The following is a 15,313-nucleotide window of genomic DNA, read 5'->3' on the forward strand; positions in this document are numbered from 1 at the left end:
CGACGCCCCCGCCGGTTCTCCGGCGGGGGCGTCGTCGTGAGGTGCGGAGATCAGTCGTTGCCGCGCAGGATGGCGAGCAGACGCAGGATCTCGATGTAGATGAAGACGACCGTGGCGAGGATGCCGTAGGCGGCCTGCCAGGCGAGCTTCGCCGGGGCGCCGTTGCGCACGCCGCGCTGGATCGCGTCGAAGTCCATGACGAGCATGTAGGCGCCCATGAACACCGCGAAGATGCCGATGATGAGGCCGATCGGGATGCCGGCGATCGTCATCGAGCGCAGTCCGAAGGCCGCGCCCTCCGGCAGGACGCCGAAGAGCATGAGGCCCACGTTGAGCAGCGAGAAGACGAGGTAGCCGACCATGCCGATGAGCACGATCTTCGTCATCTTCGCCGAGGCGCGGATCTTGCCGCTCGAGAAGAGGGCGAGGGTCACGCCGATCACCGCGATCGTGCCGAGCGCGGCCTGCATGACGACGGCGGGCCACATGACCTCGAAGAACGCCGAGATGCCGCCGACGAACAGGCCCTCGACGACCGCGTACGCGATCACGAGGCCCGTCGCCGCCTTGCGGGAGAAGGCGATGATGAGGCTGATGACGAGCGTGCCGATCGCGCCGATGATCGCGGGCGCCATGTTGATCGTGGTCGCCATCGTCGGCGACAGCGTGCCGCCGAGCGTGACGAACCAGCTGACCACGGCCACGACGAGCATGACGCCGAAGAGCACGGCCGTCTTGACGATCGTGTCTTCATAGGTCATGCGGCCGGTCTGGGGGGTGCCCGCCGACGGCGCGGCGTACATGCCCTCCATCTGCGCCTGCTGCGCGACGTGCGGCACCTGCGCCGCCTGGCGGGCCTGGGCGGCCTGGTTCGGGTCGAGGGGCGTCGCGTAGCCCTGCTGGCCGCGCGGCGTCTCCTGCGTGAAGTACGGATTGTTGAAACCGGGGCTGGCCATAGCTGTGGTCACACTCCTGAGGTCTGGGTGCGCCCCTGCGGGCGCCGTGCCTCTACGATATCGGCGACCCCTATGCCTGGGCTGTGTTCACCGGGATTTCGCCGAGGGAGGAATCGGGCGTCCTAGCCTGGGGCGATGGACGGATCCGCTCCCCTCGTCATCGGCCACCGCGGCGCCCCCGGGTACCTGCCGGAGCACACCCGGGCGTCCTACGAGCTCGCGATCGCGCAGGGCGCCGACGCCGTCGAGCCCGACGTCGTCCCGACGAAGGACGGCGTGCTCGTCGTGCGGCACGAGAACGAGATCTCCGAGACGACAGACGTCGCCTCCCGGCCCGAGTTCGCCGACCGGCGCACGACGAAGTCGTTCGCGGGCGTCCGGATGACCGGCTGGTTCGCGGAGGACTTCACCTGGGACGAGCTGAGCACCCTGCGCTGCCGCGAGCGCATCCCCGGTCTGCGCCCGGAGAGCGCCAGGCACGACGGAGCCGAGCCGCCCCTGCGGCTGCGCGACGTGCTCGCGATCGCGCGCGCGGGCGGTGCGGGGGTCGTCGTCGAGATCAAGCACGACGCGCTCTTCTCCTCGCTCGGCTTCGACCTCGCGGCGATGACCGCCGACGAGATCCGGTCGTCCGGCTGGGGCGAGGACGACGGTCCGCTCGTGATCGAGTCGTTCGAGCAGGCGGCGCTCACGCGGATCCGCGACGAGGGGCTGGGCGCCCCGCTCGTGTACCTCGTCGAGGCCTCGGGGACGGCGCCCGACCGGCTCCTCGCAGAGGGCGACGACGCGCCGAGCTATCGCGATCAGCTCGCCCCGGAGGGACTCGCGGCGCTCGCCGACGGCGTCGACGGCATCAGCGTGCACAAGCGGCTGCTGCTCGACGCGGAGGGACTCGGCGCGGCGTCGGGCTTCGTCGAGGACGCCCGGGCGCGGGGTCTGTCGCTGTTCACCTGGACCTGCCGTCCCGAGAACGCGTTCCTCCTGCCCCGGCACCGCTCATCGGGGGGACGGGCGGCCCACGGCGACTGGCGGGCCGAGTGGCGGGAGATCGCGCGCGCCGAGCCGGACGGCGTGTTCGTCGATCACGCGGATCTCGGCGTCGCCGCCTTCCGCTCCTCCGCCTCGACGCGCGCCTGAGCGACCAGGGCGGCGGGACCCGCCTGCCCGATGTGCAGCTGGAAGAAGTCGCGGATCTCGCGGTCGGCGGCCGCCAGGTCGTTCGTCTCGATGTTGCGCGCGAACTTCTCGAAGAAGCGCGTCAGATCCTCCCAGGGCGCGAACAGCGGGAACTCCCCGTGGAGGTTGCGCCGGAGGATGAGCCAGGTGTCGCGGATCAGATTCTGGAAGAGGGAGTTCCCGCTCGCGTCCGCGAACAGGTAGAGCAGATCGCGGGAGAGGTCGTACCCCGCTCTCGGGTCGTCGGCCGCCGTCTCGCCGATCGCGCGGGTGAGCTCCGCGGCGCGGGCCCGGTCCGCCGGCGTCAGGCGCGGGAAGCCGAGCCGCATGGCGGCGAGGATCTGATAGCCGATGAACTCGAGCGACTCCTCGGCGGCTCCCTCGGGGATCTCCGTCACGCGCGTGAACCGGCTGGCGACCATCTCGATGAGCCCCCGCTGCTCGAGGCGCTGCAGCGCCTCGCGGACGGGCATGCGCGAGACCCCGAGGTCGGCGGCGAGCTCCGAGTCGCGCACGCGCTGCCCCGGGGCGAGGGTGCCGTCGACGATGGCCTCCGCGAGGCGCTCGTACACGGTGTCGGCGAGGCGGGGAGGCTGCGCCTCGACCTGGTCTGCTCGGTCGTGTCCGCGCACGGCGACTCCTTTCGGTTATGGAAACCGTGATTCTGCGCGCCTTACCTCGGGGGGAGCTGTGCGAAATGCGTGCTCCCGCTGAGGGATCCGGACGAAGCGCCCAAGTCGGGTAACGAAGGGCGCCATGGCGCGATTCGCAATGCTATACGCTCCGAGCGAGCGGCGGGGACGATTGTCGGACGGGTTCCCTAGACTCGACGGCGACATGTCTGACGCACCTGAGGCTCCCCTTCTCCCGACCGACGCCGATCCCCTTCTCGACGGGCTCAACCCGCAGCAGCGCGAGGCGGTCGAATACCGCGGCCCCGCCCTGCTCATCGTCGCGGGGGCGGGATCCGGGAAGACGCGCGTGCTCACGCACCGCATCGCCTCGCTGCTGCGCGCCCGCGAGGCGTGGCCGAGCCAGATCCTCGCGATCACCTTCACCAACAAGGCCGCGGGCGAGATGCGCGAGCGCGTCGAGCAGCTCGTCGGCGAGCAGGCGAAGGGCATGTGGATCTCGACGTTCCACTCCGCGTGCGTGCGCATCCTGCGCCGCGAGGCCGAGCAGTTCGGCTTCACCCGCTCGTTCACCATCTACGACTCCGGCGACGTGCGCGCCCTCATGAAGCGCCTCGTCAAGGAGCACGAGGCCGATGCCTACGGCCTCACGCCCGCCGCCGTGCAGAGCCGCATCTCGAAGCTCAAGAACGAGCTGCATGACGCCGACTCCCACTCCCGCCAGGCCAACATGTCCGATCCGGCGGAGCGCATCTTCGTCGAGATCTTCCAGGATTACACGCGCCGCCTGCGCGCCTCCAACGCGTTCGACTTCGACGACCTGCTCGCGCAGACCGTGTTCCTGTTCCGGGCGTTCCCGCACGTCGCCGACGTGTACCGGCGCCGCTTCCGGCACATCCTCGTCGACGAGTACCAGGACACCAACCACGCGCAGTACCAGCTGATCCGCGAGCTCACGAAGCCCGTGCAGGGCGACGACGGGCTCGACGTCGGCGGCGGCATGATCGCCCTCATGCCGGAGGAGAAGAGCGAGCAGGCCTCGCTCACCGTCGTCGGCGACTCCGACCAGTCCATCTACGCCTTCCGCGGCGCCGACATCCGCAACATCACCGAGTTCGAGCGCGACTTCGCGGGGGCGAAGGTCGTGATGCTCGAGCAGAACTACCGCTCCAGCCAGAACATCCTCGACGCCGCCAACGCCGTCATCCGCAACAACTTCGACCGCAAGGAGAAGAAGCTGTGGACCGACCAGGGCGAGGGCGAGAGCGTCGTCGGCTTCACCGGCTACTCGCAGCACGACGAAGCGCAGTTCGTCGCCGACGAGATCGACCGCCTGCGCGCCCAGGGCGTCGACTACAGCGAGATGGCCGTCTTCTACCGCACCAACTCGCAGTCGCGCGCGCTGGAGGAGATCTTCATCCGCGCTGCCGTCCCGTACCGCATCATGGGCGGCACGAAGTTCTACGACCGCGCCGAGATCAAGGACGCCCTGGCGTACCTCGTCGCGGTCGCCAACCCCGCCGACGAGCTGGCTGTGCGGCGCATCCTCAACAAGCCGAAGCGCGGCATCGGAGCCGTCACCGAGACGAACATCGCGCAGTTCGCCGCCGACAACGGCCTGACGTTCCGCGAGGCGCTCGCCCACGCGCCCGAGATCGGCCTGGGGCCGAAGCTGCAGAAGGCCGTCGGCCACCTCGACGAGGTGCTGCGCGAGGCGACCGGGATCATGATCCCCGAGGGCGACGAGCCCGTCTCGCCGCGCACCGTCACCGAGGGGCTGCAGGTGCTGCTGAACAAGTCGGGCTACCTCGACGTGCTGCGCCAGTCGAAGGATCCGCAGGACGAGGCGCGCGTCGAGAACCTCGACGAGCTCATCGCCGTGACACGCGAGTTCGCGCGCAACAACCCCGAGGGCACGATCGTCGACTTCCTGACCGAGGTGGCGCTCGTCGCCGACAGCGATGACCTCGACGACGCCTCGGGCAGCGTCTCGCTCATGACGCTGCACACCGCCAAGGGGCTCGAGTTCGACACCGTGTTCCTCACGGGCGTCGAGGAGGATCTCATCCCGCACCGCATCTCGGCGGGAGAGCCTGGCGGCCCGCAGGAGGAGCGGCGCCTGTTCTACGTGGGCATCACGCGCGCCCGCAAGCGGCTGTACCTGTCGCTCGCCATGACGCGCGCCCAGTTCGGCGAGGTGTCGGTCGCGATGCCCAGCCGCTTCCTCCAGGAGATCCCCGCCGACCTCATCGAATGGCGTCAGTCGCCCGGAGACGTCAACGGGCGCGGCGGCACGCAGTCACGAGCCCTCAACGCCGTGCGCCCCCGCGAGAGCCGCTGGGGCGTGACGCCCCTCGAGCCGAAGGCGAAGACGTCGTCGCTCGCCGAGTTCACCAACCGGGTCACGGGCAAGGTGCGCGACAACGGCGACCTCGAGCTCGCGCCGGGCGACCGCGTGCGGCACGACGACTTCGGCGAGGGCACGGTCGACGCCGTGACGGGGCAGGGCGCGAAGCGCATCGCGCACATCCGCTTCGACGACCTCGGCGTGAAGAAGCTGCTCATCAAGGTCGCGCCCCTCGCGAAGATCTGACGGCCGTCAGCGGCGCACGCGGCCGGCGGGCACCGCGACCGCCAGCTGCAGGGCGGCGATCGCGGCCAGCGCGAAGAGCGATGGGCGCCATGAGCCCGTCGCCTGCCCGATCGCGCCGAACAGCACGGGGCCGACGGCGGCGAGCAGGTAGCCGATCGACTGCGCCATGCCAGACAGGCTCATCGTCTCGTCGGGCGTGCGGCCGCGGATCCCGATGAGAGCCAGCGCCACGACGAGCGACGACCCGGTGCCGAGGCCGATCATGATGATCCAGGCCAGTCCGCCGTCGGGCGCGAGCGCGAGGCCGAGCGCGCCGATCAGGATGGGCGCGCTCACGGTGACCGTCGCGGCGACCTGGCCCTCGGGGCGCCGCAGCAGGCGAGGGATCGCGAGGCCGGCGGCCACGCCGACGAGCTGGTAGACGAACAGGTGCACGCCGGCGCGCTCCGGCGAGACGCCCTGCGCCGCCTCGATCGTCGGCAGCCAGGTGATCATGATGTAGTACGCCGTCGACTGCAGCGCCATGAACGCCGTCACGAGCCACGCCGTCGGCTGCCTCCACACCGACACGGGGGCGTCTCCCGGAGCGAGGGGGAGGTCCGGCTCGGGAGCGGGCACCCGCAGGCGCAGGGCCCAGAGCAGGGCGGCGACGAGCGGCGGCAGCGCCCAGAACGCGAGCGAGCCCCGCCAGGTCCAGGGGCCCGCCAGGGGGACGGCCACCGCCGACGCGATGCTCGCGCCCAGCGTGATGCACGCCGAGTAGACGCCCGTCGCGAGGGACATGCGCCGGGGGAAGTCGCGCTTCACGATGACGGGGACGAGCACGTTGCCGATCGCGATCGCGCCGCCGACGACCGCCGTCCCCGCCCACAGCCCGCCCGCTCCGAGGGTCGAGCGGATGACGACCCCCGCCGCGAGCAGCCCGAGGGCGGCGAGGATCGTGCGCTCGGCGCCGAGCCGCGACGCGATGCCCGGCACGAGGGGTGAGACGGCGGCGAAGGCGATGAGGGGGAGCGCCCCCAGCACGCCCTGCCGCGCCTCGTCGAGCGCGAACGCCGACGCGATGTCGGGCAGCAGCGGCCCCACGGACGTCAGCGCAGGGCGCAGGTTGAGGGCGACGAGGAAGACGAGGCTGGCGGCGACGAGCGGCCAGCCGCGGGCGGCGGATCGGTTCATGGCGTTCTGCCCCGAGGCTAGCCCAGCCCCGTCGGATCGTCTGCGCCGGTCCGCCAGGGCGCGCCGCGCACGTAGGCTGGCCCCATGGGTCTGTTCTCTCGGAAGAAGAAGTCCGATCGCGATGAGGCGCGAGCGGCGGAGCCGCCCGTCGACGACGCCGCGGAGACGGGGGATCCGGAGGCGACGCCCGAGGCGCCCGCGCAGCCGGCCGCTGACGACGCCCCCGAGGTGAACATCTCGTTCTCCGCCTTCCGCGGCGTCGGAGCGCAGTCGGGGCCCGAGGTCGACGCCCCGGGCGAGCGGCCCGCGACGCCGCAGAAGGCCGACCCGGCGGCGGGCCCCCACAGCACGACGCGTCGCCCCGACGGCGCGCCCGCCCCCGCCCCGACGCCCCCGGAGGACGCCCCGGCGCCCGCGCCGCGCGAGCTGCCCCTCGCCCCGGCCGCCCCGCCCCAGGATCTCGAGACCGTGAAGGGGCTGCGCGACAACGCCCTGCTTCGCGACGCGCTCCAGGCGCTGCCCGAGACCCCCACCCCGCAGCAGCTGCTCGGCGTGGCCCGCCAGATGCTGCAGGGCCACGTGTACCTCCGCGTCGCGGGAGACGTGCGCGAGCAGGTCGTGGACGGCAGGGCGACGCTCACGTTCGGTGTCGCGAAGACGGGCGACAAGAGCTACATGATGGTGTTCAGCTCGGGTCGCGCGCTGCGTGAGGCGGTCAAGGCCGACGGCGACGAGAAGACCTCCGCCGTGGCGCAGCCCGTCGCGACGATCGTGCAGCACATGGTCGACAACGGCTTCGACGGCATCATCGTCGACAACGCGTCCGCCCCGAAGCGCATCGTCCTGCCCCGCGAGATGCTCGAGAAGGCGATGTCGCAGGCGGATCCGGGGCTGCGCCTGAAGACCCTCATCGCGCAGCCGCGCGACACCGAGACGCCGGGGAAGGTCGCCGCGCTGCTCGCGGAGCGCCCCCCGCTCTGGGTCGCGGTCGGCACCTCGTCGTCCGACGACCAGAAGATGGGCATCGCCGAGGCGCGCCTCGCCAACGGCACGCGTCTCCTCCAGGTGTTCTCGCACCCCCTCGAGGTCGTCGCGACCGGCCGCGAGGAGCGCGCCCTGCCGTTCGGCGTCGAGAAGATCGCGAAGGTCCTCGTCGACCACCCCGCCATCGGCGGCCTGCTCATCGACCCCGCAGGCCCCCTCATGACGCTCACGCGCGAGGAGCTCGAGCCCGTCATCGCCCTCGCCGACGGCGACGACGCGGCAGGAACCGAGCCGACCGCCTGACGCAGGACGACGCGGGCCCCGGATCCTCGAGGATCCGGGGCCCGCGTCGTCGCGCTCAGGAGCTCAGACGAACGCGCCCATGCCCGTGATGTCGCGGCCGATGAGCAGCGCCTGCACGCTCTCCGTGCCCTCGTAGGTGTGGATCGCCTCGATGTCGGCGAGGTGCTGCATGACGCGGTTCTCGAGGAGGATGCCGTTGCCGCCGAGCAGGTCGCGGGCGTCGCGGGCGATGTCGCGCGCCGTGCGCGTGTTCGAGTACTTCGCGAGCGACGCCTGCGTCGGTCGCAGCTCGCCCGCCCGCTCGAGGTCGGCGAGGCGACGGCAGAACAGCTGCATCCCGGTCAGCTGCGACAGCATGCGGGTGAGCTTCTCCTGCACGAGCTGGAACGCGGCGAGGGGCTTGCCGAACTGCACGCGCTGCTGCGCGTACTGCAGCGCCGCCTCGTAGCAGGCGGTCGCGTGCCCGAGCGCCGACCAGGCCACCCCGGAGCGCGTCGCATACAGCACGCGCGAGGTGTCGGCGAACGAGTGCGCTCCCGGGAGCCGGGCGTCGAGCGGCAGGCGCACGTCGTCGAGCGCGATGCGGGCCTGGTGGATCGCGCGCAGCGAGATCTTGCCCTGGATGACCTCGCCCCGGTAGCCGGGGGAGTCCTGCGGCACGAGGAAGCAGCCGACCCGTCCGTGGTCGGCGTCCGTCTCGTCGTCGATGCGCGCCCACACGAACGTGATGCCGCCCGAGGCGCCGTTGCCGATCCACTTCTTCGCGCCCGTGAGGATCCACGCGTCTCCCTCGCGGCGGGCGCGCGTCTCCAGGCCCGTCGAGTCGCTGCCGTGATCGGGCTCGGTGAGGGCGAACGACCCCGGCACCTCGCCGCGGTTCAGCGACTGCAGCCACCTCTCCTTCTGCGCGTCGCTGCCGTAGAGCGCGAGCGTGCGCAGCGCGAGGCCGCCCTGCACCGCGAGGACCGTGCCGAAGGAGCCGTCTCCGCGCGAGAGCTCCATGTTCACGAGGCCGGCCGCGAGCGGGCTCAGGCGGGGGAGGCCGTCGTGGACGATGCCGTCGGCCATGAGGTCGCGGCTGCCGAGCGCCCGCAGCGCCAGGTCTGTCGGGTAGTCCGAGGTGTCCCACGCGGCGACGAGATCGTCGACGACCTCGTCGACGGCCTCCCGCGCGCGGCTCCACGCGTCGCGGTCGGCTCCCGTCACATCGGAGAACACGCCGTAGTAGTCGGTGTCGAGGGGACCGGTGATGTCGTACGAGCGCACGCGCTCGCCGGGAAGATGCTCCGCTGCCATGCTCCGAACGCTAGGAGGTCGTGGCGCGCGTGGCCAGTTTCTTATCGTCATCCGACACCGGGTAGGCTGAGCGGCAGACTTCTCCCTGTGCTGGAAGGCCCGATCCCATGATGTTCCTCCTCTCGCTGATCCTGTTCCTCGGCGGCATGGCGCTGTTCGCCGTCGCCTTCATGGTCACGTCCTTCCAGGGCGTCGTCTTCGCGGGCGGCATCATCGCCATCTGCCTCGCGATGGCGCTGCCGATGTTCGCGACGCGCAAGAGCCCCCGCTAGGGAGCGATCCCGGCTTCTCGACGCCGCCCGAAAGATCCTCGGATCCTTCGGGCGGCGTCGTCGTGTGCGGATCCGTTCCGCTTCCCTGCGGGTAGTAGGGTGGATGGCGGTCGAGGTCTCTCGACATCGAGACGTTCTTCCACGCCTCTGCACCCGTTCGCCCACCTAAGGAAAAGCAACGTGGATCTCTACGAGTACCAGGCTCGAGACCTGTTCGAGAAGTACGATGTGCCGGTGCTCGCCGGCATCGTGGCCGACACCCCCGAGGAGGTGAAGGCAGCGGCGGAGAAGCTCGGCGGCGTGGTCGTGGTCAAGGCTCAGGTCAAGACCGGCGGTCGCGGAAAGGCGGGCGGCGTGAAGGTCGCCAAGAGCCCCGACGAGGCGTACGAGGCGGCGAAGGCGATCCTCGGCCTCGACATCAAGGGCCACGTCGTCAAGCGCGTCATGGTCGCCGCCGGCGCGAACATCGCCCAGGAGTTCTACTTCTCGGTGCTGCTCGACCGCGCCAACCGCTCCTACCTGTCGCTCTGCAGCGTCGAGGGCGGCATGGAGATCGAGCAGCTCGCGGTCGAGAAGCCCGAGGCGCTCGCCCGCATCGAGGTGAACCCGCTCGCCGGCATCGACCAGGCCAAGGCCCTCGAGATCGCGAAGGCCGCGAACTTCCCCGACGAGCTCGTCGAGAAGGTCGCCGACGTCTTCGTGAAGCTGTTCCAGGTCTACAAGGGCGAGGACGCGACGCTCGTCGAGGTCAACCCGCTCGTCCTCACCGCCGAGGGCGACGTCATCGCGCTCGACGGCAAGGTGTCGCTCGACGACAACGGCACCGAGGTGCGCCACCCCGAGCACGAGGAGCTCGAGGACAAGGACGCCGCCGACCCGCTCGAGGCGAAGGCCAAGGCCGCCGGCCTCAACTACGTCAAGCTCGACGGAGAGGTCGGCATCATCGGCAACGGCGCGGGCCTCGTCATGTCGACGCTCGACGTCACCGCCTACGCGGGCGAGAACCACGGCGGCGTGAAGCCCGCCAACTTCCTCGACATCGGCGGCGGCGCCAACGCCCAGGTCATGGCCAGCGGCCTCGACGTGATCCTCGGCGACCCGCAGGTCAAGAGCGTCTTCGTCAACGTCTTCGGCGGCATCACGAGCTGCGTGGCCGTGGCCGAGGGCATCGTGAAGGCCCTCGAGATCCTCGGCGACGCGGCGACCAAGCCGCTCGTCGTGCGCCTCGACGGCAACCAGGTCGAGGAGGGTCGCGCGATCCTCGCCGAGGCGAACCACCCCCTCGTCACCCTCGCCGCAGGCATGGACGAGGGCGCCGACAAGGCCGCCGAGCTGGCGAACGCCTGAGACGAACAGATCGGATAGGACAGAAGAGATGTCGATCTACCTCAACAAGGACTCGAAGGTCATCGTCCAGGGCATCACGGGCGGCGAGGGCACCAAGCACACCGCGCTGATGCTGAAGGCCGGCACCAACATCGTCGGCGGCGTCAACGCGCGCAAGGCCGGCACCACCGTCACACACGAGAAGCCGCACGAGGGCGAGGTCGAGCTGCCCGTCTTCGGCTCCGTCGCCGAGGCCATCGAGAAGACCGGAGCCGACGTGTCGGTGGCCTTCGTGCCGCCGAAGTTCACGAAGGACGCGATGATCGAGGCCATCGACGCCGAGATCCCGCTGCTCGTCGTCATCACCGAGGGCGTGCCCGTCGGCGACACCGCCGAGGCGTGGGCGTACGCCATCGAGAAGGGCTCCAAGACCCGCATCATCGGGCCGAACTGCCCCGGCATCATCACGCCGGGCGAGGCGCTCGCCGGCATCACGCCCGCGAACATCACGGGATCGGGCCCGATCGGCCTCGTCTCGAAGTCGGGCACGCTCACCTACCAGATGATGTTCGAGCTGCGCGACTACGGCTTCTCGACCGCCATCGGCATCGGCGGCGACCCCGTCATCGGCACGACGCACATCGACGCGCTCGAGGCGTTCGAGAACGACCCCGACACGAAGGCGATCGTCATGATCGGCGAGATCGGCGGCGACGCCGAGGAGCGCGCGGCCGAGTACATCAAGGCGAACGTCACGAAGCCGGTCGTCGGCTACGTCGCCGGCTTCACCGCGCCCGAGGGCAAGACGATGGGCCACGCCGGCGCCATCGTCTCCGGCTCGGCCGGCACGGCAGCCGCGAAGAAGGAGGCCCTCGAGGCCGCGGGCGTGAAGGTCGGCAAGACGCCGTCCGAGACCGCCCAGCTCATGCGGGAGATCATCGAGAGTCTCTGAGCCTCGCGACCTCGCACGCGCCCCGCCGGATCCGTCCGGCGGGGCGCTTCGCGCGTCACGGGGTGGGAGCCGGGGGATCCGCAGACGGCGCGGGTAGGGTGACATCCGCTATGCAACGGGTACTGGTCGCGGCGCTCGCCGCCGTGGATGCTCTCGTCGCCGCGGCCGCCGGGCTCGCCGCGATCCTCGCCCCGCTCACCCTCGTGTGGCTGGCGGCGCTCGCCGGCGACCCGTCGTGGGGGGCGCTGTGGCCCGCGACGGCGCGCATCTGGCAGCTCGGCCAGCTCGTGCCCCTGCACGTCGACCTCGACGCCGACGCGCTCCTCGCGACCGGGCTCCCCGCTGACGCCGCCTCGTTCTGGGTGGGGCTCGCGCCGCTCGCCTTCGCGGCCTTCAGCATGCTGTTCGCGGCCCGCTCCGGCCGTCGCGCGGCCCGGAGCGGGGCGACGCTCATCGGGTGGGCGTCGGGAGCCGCGACGACGGCGGCCGTCGCGGCGATCGTCCAGGCGACGAGCGCCGCGCCGCTCGTGGAGGTCGCCGCGTGGCAGGCGATCCTCCTCCCCACCGCCGTCTACGCGGCGGGTCTCGTCGCGGGCGGCATCGCGGGGGCATGGGAGGACGGCGACGGCGGCGCGGTCGACGCGTTCCACGACCTCGTCGACCGGCTGCCCGCCGCGTGGCGGGAGGCGCCGGCGGCGGCGATCCGCGGCGCCTCGATCGTCGTCGTGGGCGTCGTCGGCGTCGCGGGGCTCCTCTTCGCCCTGCTCGTCGTGCTGCGCGGGGGCGAGATGATCGTCCTCTTCGAGCGCGCCCGGGTCGACGTGGCGGGCGCGACCGCCCTCACCCTCGCGCACCTCGCCTACCTGCCGACCGTGCTCGGCTGGGGCGTCGCCTGGATCGCCGGCCCGGGCTTCGCGCTGGGGGAGGGCACGACCGTCTCCGCCGCCGGCACCACGCTCGGCGTCGTGCCCGGCGTCCCGCTCCTCGGCCTCGTCCCCGAGGGCTCGTCGACGTGGATGCTCGCCGTCGTACTCGTCCCGATCGCGCTCGGCGCGGTCGGCGGATGGTGCGCGCGGCGAGCGATGATCGAGCCCGCGGTCGCCGCGGGGGAGGCGGCCGAGCCGATGCTGCCGCGCGTCGCGGCGGCGGGCGGCATCGCCGTGGCCGCGGGCGCAGCGGGCGCGCTCATCGCGGCGTGCGCATCCGGCGCGTTCGGCCCCGGGCGCATGGCGGTCGTCGGACCCGATCCGGGCGCCGTCGCGCTGTCCCTGGGCCTGGAGGCGCTCGCGGGAGCCGCGATCGCGCTCCTCTCGCCGCTCGGCCGCCGGGCGCAGGCGCCGGTCGCCGCGGACGGCGACGACGAGCCCCTAGACTGAGACGGTGCTGAACGTCGCCGTCCTGATCTCGGGCACCGGATCCAATCTCCGCGCGCTGCTCGAGGCCGCGAGCGATCCGACCTATCCGGCCCGCGTGGTCTCCGTCGGCGCCGACCGCGACGCACCCGGCCTCGCGCACGCCGCCGACTTCGGCGTGGCGAGCTTCGCGGTGCCGTTCCGCGCCTACGACTCGCGCGAGCAGTGGGGCGAGGAGCTCGCCGGGCAGCTGCGGGCCTGGCAGCCCGATCTGATCGTGCTGAGCGGCCTCATGCGGCTCCTCCCCGCCGCGGTGGTGGCCGAGTTCGCCCCCCGCATCGTCAACACCCATCCGGCGTACCTGCCGGAGTTCCCCGGCGCGCACGGCGTGCGCGACGCGCTCGCCGCCGGCGCCGCTCAGACGGGCGCCAGCGTCATCCAGGTCGACGAGGGCGTCGACACGGGCCCGATCCTCGCGCAGGAGCGCGTGCCGATCGAGCCGGGCGACACCGAGGAGACCCTGCACGCGCGCATCAAGCCCGTCGAGCGCCGTCTCCTCATCGACGTCGTCCGGCGCATCGCCGTCGGCGACATCGATCTCGACGCGCCCTGAGCCGCCCGATCCTCCCGTCCACCGCATCACAAGGAGTTCCCACATGGCCGGTCCGAGTCACGACCCCTCGCTCTACCGTCACCGCGACGTCGTGCCGATCCGCCGCGCGCTCGTCTCGGTCAGCGACAAGACCGACCTCGTGCCGCTCGCGCAGGCGCTGGCCGAGAACGGCGTCGAGATCGTCTCCACGGGATCCACGGCGCAGGTGATCCGCGACGCCGGGTTCGACGTGACCGACGTCGCCGACGTGACGGGGTTCCCCGAGATGCTCGACGGGCGCGTGAAGACCCTGCACCCGAACGTGCACGGCGGCCTCCTCGCCGACCTGCGCCTCGCGCACCACGAGGCGCAGCTCGGCGAGTACGGCATCTCGCCGTTCGAGCTCGTCGTCGTGAACCTCTATCCGTTCGTCGAGACCGTCGCCGCGGGGGCGGAGGGCGACCGGGTCGTCGAGCAGATCGACATCGGGGGCCCCGCCATGGTGCGCGCCTCCGCGAAGAACTTCGCGAACGTCGCGATCGTCGTCAACCCCGCCTCCTACCCGAGCGTGGTCGACGCGCTCGGCCGCGGCGGCACCTCCCTCGCCGAGCGCCGCGAGCTCGCCGCGCGCGCGTTCGCGCACACGTCGTCCTACGACACGGCGGTGGCCCAGTGGTTCGCGGGCGAGACCATCTCGCGCGAGGTCGACCTGCCCGGCCACCTCACCGTGCAGGCCGAGAAGATCACCGATCTGCGCTACGGCGAGAACTCCCACCAGCGCGCCGCGATCTACTCGCGCATCGGCGGTCACGGCATCGCCCAGGCCGAGCTGCTGCAGGGCAAGCCGATGTCGTACAACAACTACGTCGACGCCGACGCCGCCCTCCGCGCGGCCTACGACCTCGTCCTGCCCGCGGTCGCGATCATGAAGCACGCCAACCCGTGCGGCATCGCGGTGGCGGACCCGAAGGCCCTCGACCCCATCGCGAGCGCCCACATCCGCGCGCACGAGTGCGATCCGCTGTCGGCGTTCGGCGGGGTCATCGCGGCGAACCGGCCCGTGACCCTCAAGATGGCGGAGAACCTCCGCGACATCTTCACCGAGGTCATCGTCGCCCCCGACTTCGAGCCCGCCGCGCTCGAGGTGCTCAGCCAGAAGAAGAACCTGCGCCTGCTGCGGCTGCCCGCCGACTGGGAGCAGGAGAACATGGACGTGCGCCTCGTGTCGGGCGGACTGCTGCTGCAGGACGCCGACCGCTTCCCGTCCGACGACTTCGAGTCGGTCGCGAGCAACTGGGAGCTCGTCGCCGGCGAGCCCTCCGACCTGCCCCTCGCCGACCTCGTCTTCGCGTGGAAGGCCTGCCGCGCCGTGAAGTCGAACGCGATCGTCCTCGCGAAGCACTCCGCGACGGTCGGCATCGGCATGGGCCAGGTCAACCGCGTCGACTCGTGCCGGCTCGCGGTCGAGCGCGCCGGCGACCGCGCCGTCGGGGCGATCGCCGCGTCCGACGCGTTCTTCCCGTTCTCCGACGGTCCCGAGGTCCTCGCGAACGCCGGGGTGAAGGTCATCATCCAGCCGGGCGGATCCGTGCGCGACGACGAGACGATCGCGCTCGCGAAGGAGCACGGCATCACGATGTACCTCACCGGAGAGCGCCACTTCTTCCACTGAGACGCGACGGCGAAGCGCCGCGGCGGGACGG

Annotated in this window: 13 protein-coding genes; 9 read left to right on the top strand and 4 right to left on the bottom strand. The window is 71.7% G+C overall.

All coding sequences use genetic code 11. From position 1 onward, the window contains the following. Nucleotides 1-50: 50 nt before the first annotated feature. Entirely contained in the window at nucleotides 51-956 is a 906-nt protein-coding gene (locus NHL53_RS13565) for a Bax inhibitor-1/YccA family protein (RefSeq protein WP_433777431.1), read from the bottom strand. A 135-nt stretch (nucleotides 957-1,091) separates the two neighbouring features. Between NHL53_RS13565 and NHL53_RS13570 the strand changes: the two genes are divergently transcribed. After that, complete coding sequence (locus NHL53_RS13570; RefSeq protein WP_433777417.1) at nucleotides 1,092-2,093, top strand: glycerophosphodiester phosphodiesterase family protein; 1,002 nt, start codon at nucleotides 1,092-1,094, stop codon at nucleotides 2,091-2,093. On the opposite strand, the gene NHL53_RS13575 is transcribed toward NHL53_RS13570, so the two are convergent. Continuing rightward, entirely contained in the window at nucleotides 2,039-2,764 is a 726-nt protein-coding gene (locus NHL53_RS13575) for a GntR family transcriptional regulator (protein ID WP_433777418.1), read from the bottom strand. The two genes, NHL53_RS13570 and NHL53_RS13575, sit on opposite strands and share 55 nt — an antisense overlap. Before the next feature lie 205 nt (nucleotides 2,765-2,969). On the opposite strand from NHL53_RS13575, the gene NHL53_RS13580 reads away from it, so the two are divergent. After that, nucleotides 2,970-5,357, top strand: coding sequence for an ATP-dependent helicase (locus NHL53_RS13580; RefSeq protein ID WP_433777419.1), 2,388 nt, complete (start codon nucleotides 2,970-2,972; stop codon nucleotides 5,355-5,357). Nucleotides 5,358-5,363: 6 nt separating this feature from the next. Here NHL53_RS13580 and NHL53_RS13585 read toward each other — a convergent pair whose 3' ends face one another. Further along, complete coding sequence (locus NHL53_RS13585; protein WP_433777420.1) at nucleotides 5,364-6,533, bottom strand: CynX/NimT family MFS transporter; 1,170 nt, start codon at nucleotides 6,531-6,533, stop codon at nucleotides 5,364-5,366. Between the two features lie 84 nt (nucleotides 6,534-6,617). Between NHL53_RS13585 and NHL53_RS13590 the strand changes: the two genes are divergently transcribed. Beyond that, a complete protein-coding gene (locus NHL53_RS13590; RefSeq protein ID WP_433777421.1) occupies nucleotides 6,618-7,820 on the top strand; it encodes an SseB family protein in 1,203 nt (400 codons plus the stop codon). Between the two features lie 63 nt (nucleotides 7,821-7,883). On the opposite strand, the gene NHL53_RS13595 is transcribed toward NHL53_RS13590, so the two are convergent. Then, a complete protein-coding gene (locus NHL53_RS13595; RefSeq protein ID WP_433777422.1) occupies nucleotides 7,884-9,116 on the bottom strand; it encodes an acyl-CoA dehydrogenase family protein in 1,233 nt (410 codons plus the stop codon). Nucleotides 9,117-9,223: 107 nt separating this feature from the next. Here NHL53_RS13595 and NHL53_RS13600 point away from each other — a divergent pair, with 107 nt between their 5' ends. The 6 genes from NHL53_RS13600 (at nucleotide 9,224) to purH (ending at nucleotide 15,282) form a co-directional block, all read left to right on the top strand. Beyond that, nucleotides 9,224-9,388, top strand: coding sequence for a hypothetical protein (locus NHL53_RS13600; RefSeq protein ID WP_433777423.1), 165 nt, complete (start codon nucleotides 9,224-9,226; stop codon nucleotides 9,386-9,388). Between the two features lie 180 nt (nucleotides 9,389-9,568). Further along, nucleotides 9,569-10,735 carry an ADP-forming succinate--CoA ligase subunit beta gene (gene sucC / locus NHL53_RS13605; protein ID WP_433777424.1) on the top strand — a complete coding sequence of 389 codons (1,167 nt, stop codon included), beginning with the start codon at nucleotides 9,569-9,571 and terminating at the stop codon, nucleotides 10,733-10,735. Between the two features lie 28 nt (nucleotides 10,736-10,763). After that, on the top strand, nucleotides 10,764-11,666 hold the full coding sequence (sucD, locus tag NHL53_RS13610) for a succinate--CoA ligase subunit alpha (RefSeq protein ID WP_433777425.1): 903 nt from the start codon (nucleotides 10,764-10,766) through the stop codon (nucleotides 11,664-11,666). 110 nt (nucleotides 11,667-11,776) lie between these two features. Continuing rightward, nucleotides 11,777-13,042 carry a cell division protein PerM gene (locus tag NHL53_RS13615; protein ID WP_433777426.1) on the top strand — a complete coding sequence of 422 codons (1,266 nt, stop codon included), beginning with the start codon at nucleotides 11,777-11,779 and terminating at the stop codon, nucleotides 13,040-13,042. 4 nt (nucleotides 13,043-13,046) lie between these two features. After that, a complete protein-coding gene (purN, locus tag NHL53_RS13620; RefSeq protein WP_433777427.1) occupies nucleotides 13,047-13,631 on the top strand; it encodes a phosphoribosylglycinamide formyltransferase in 585 nt (194 codons plus the stop codon). Between the two features lie 43 nt (nucleotides 13,632-13,674). After that, complete coding sequence (gene purH / locus NHL53_RS13625; RefSeq protein WP_433777428.1) at nucleotides 13,675-15,282, top strand: bifunctional phosphoribosylaminoimidazolecarboxamide formyltransferase/IMP cyclohydrolase; 1,608 nt, start codon at nucleotides 13,675-13,677, stop codon at nucleotides 15,280-15,282. Nucleotides 15,283-15,313 lie beyond the last annotated feature (31 nt).

The sequence above is a fragment of the Microbacterium sp. gxy059 genome (genome assembly GCF_050958665.1).
In the GTDB taxonomy this organism is placed as follows: Bacteria; Actinomycetota; Actinomycetes; order Actinomycetales; family Microbacteriaceae; genus Microbacterium.

Bases quoted from the DNA above. Each gene is read 5' to 3' on its own strand.
- purH (WP_433777428.1), top strand. From the start codon at position 13,675: ATGGCCGGTCCGAGTCACGACCCCTCGCTCTACCGTCACCGCGACGTC.
- NHL53_RS13570 (WP_433777417.1), top strand. From the start codon at position 1,092: ATGGACGGATCCGCTCCCCTCGTCATCGGCCACCGCGGCGCCCCCGGG.
- NHL53_RS13615 (WP_433777426.1), top strand. From the start codon at position 11,777: ATGCAACGGGTACTGGTCGCGGCGCTCGCCGCCGTGGATGCTCTCGTC.
- NHL53_RS13595 (WP_433777422.1), bottom strand. From the start codon at position 9,116: ATGGCAGCGGAGCATCTTCCCGGCGAGCGCGTGCGCTCGTACGACATC.
- NHL53_RS13565 (WP_433777431.1), bottom strand. From the start codon at position 956: ATGGCCAGCCCCGGTTTCAACAATCCGTACTTCACGCAGGAGACGCCG.
- sucD (WP_433777425.1), top strand. From the start codon at position 10,764: ATGTCGATCTACCTCAACAAGGACTCGAAGGTCATCGTCCAGGGCATC.
- NHL53_RS13600 (WP_433777423.1), top strand. From the start codon at position 9,224: ATGATGTTCCTCCTCTCGCTGATCCTGTTCCTCGGCGGCATGGCGCTG.
- NHL53_RS13590 (WP_433777421.1), top strand. From the start codon at position 6,618: ATGGGTCTGTTCTCTCGGAAGAAGAAGTCCGATCGCGATGAGGCGCGA.
- NHL53_RS13585 (WP_433777420.1), bottom strand. From the start codon at position 6,533: ATGAACCGATCCGCCGCCCGCGGCTGGCCGCTCGTCGCCGCCAGCCTC.
- NHL53_RS13580 (WP_433777419.1), top strand. From the start codon at position 2,970: ATGTCTGACGCACCTGAGGCTCCCCTTCTCCCGACCGACGCCGATCCC.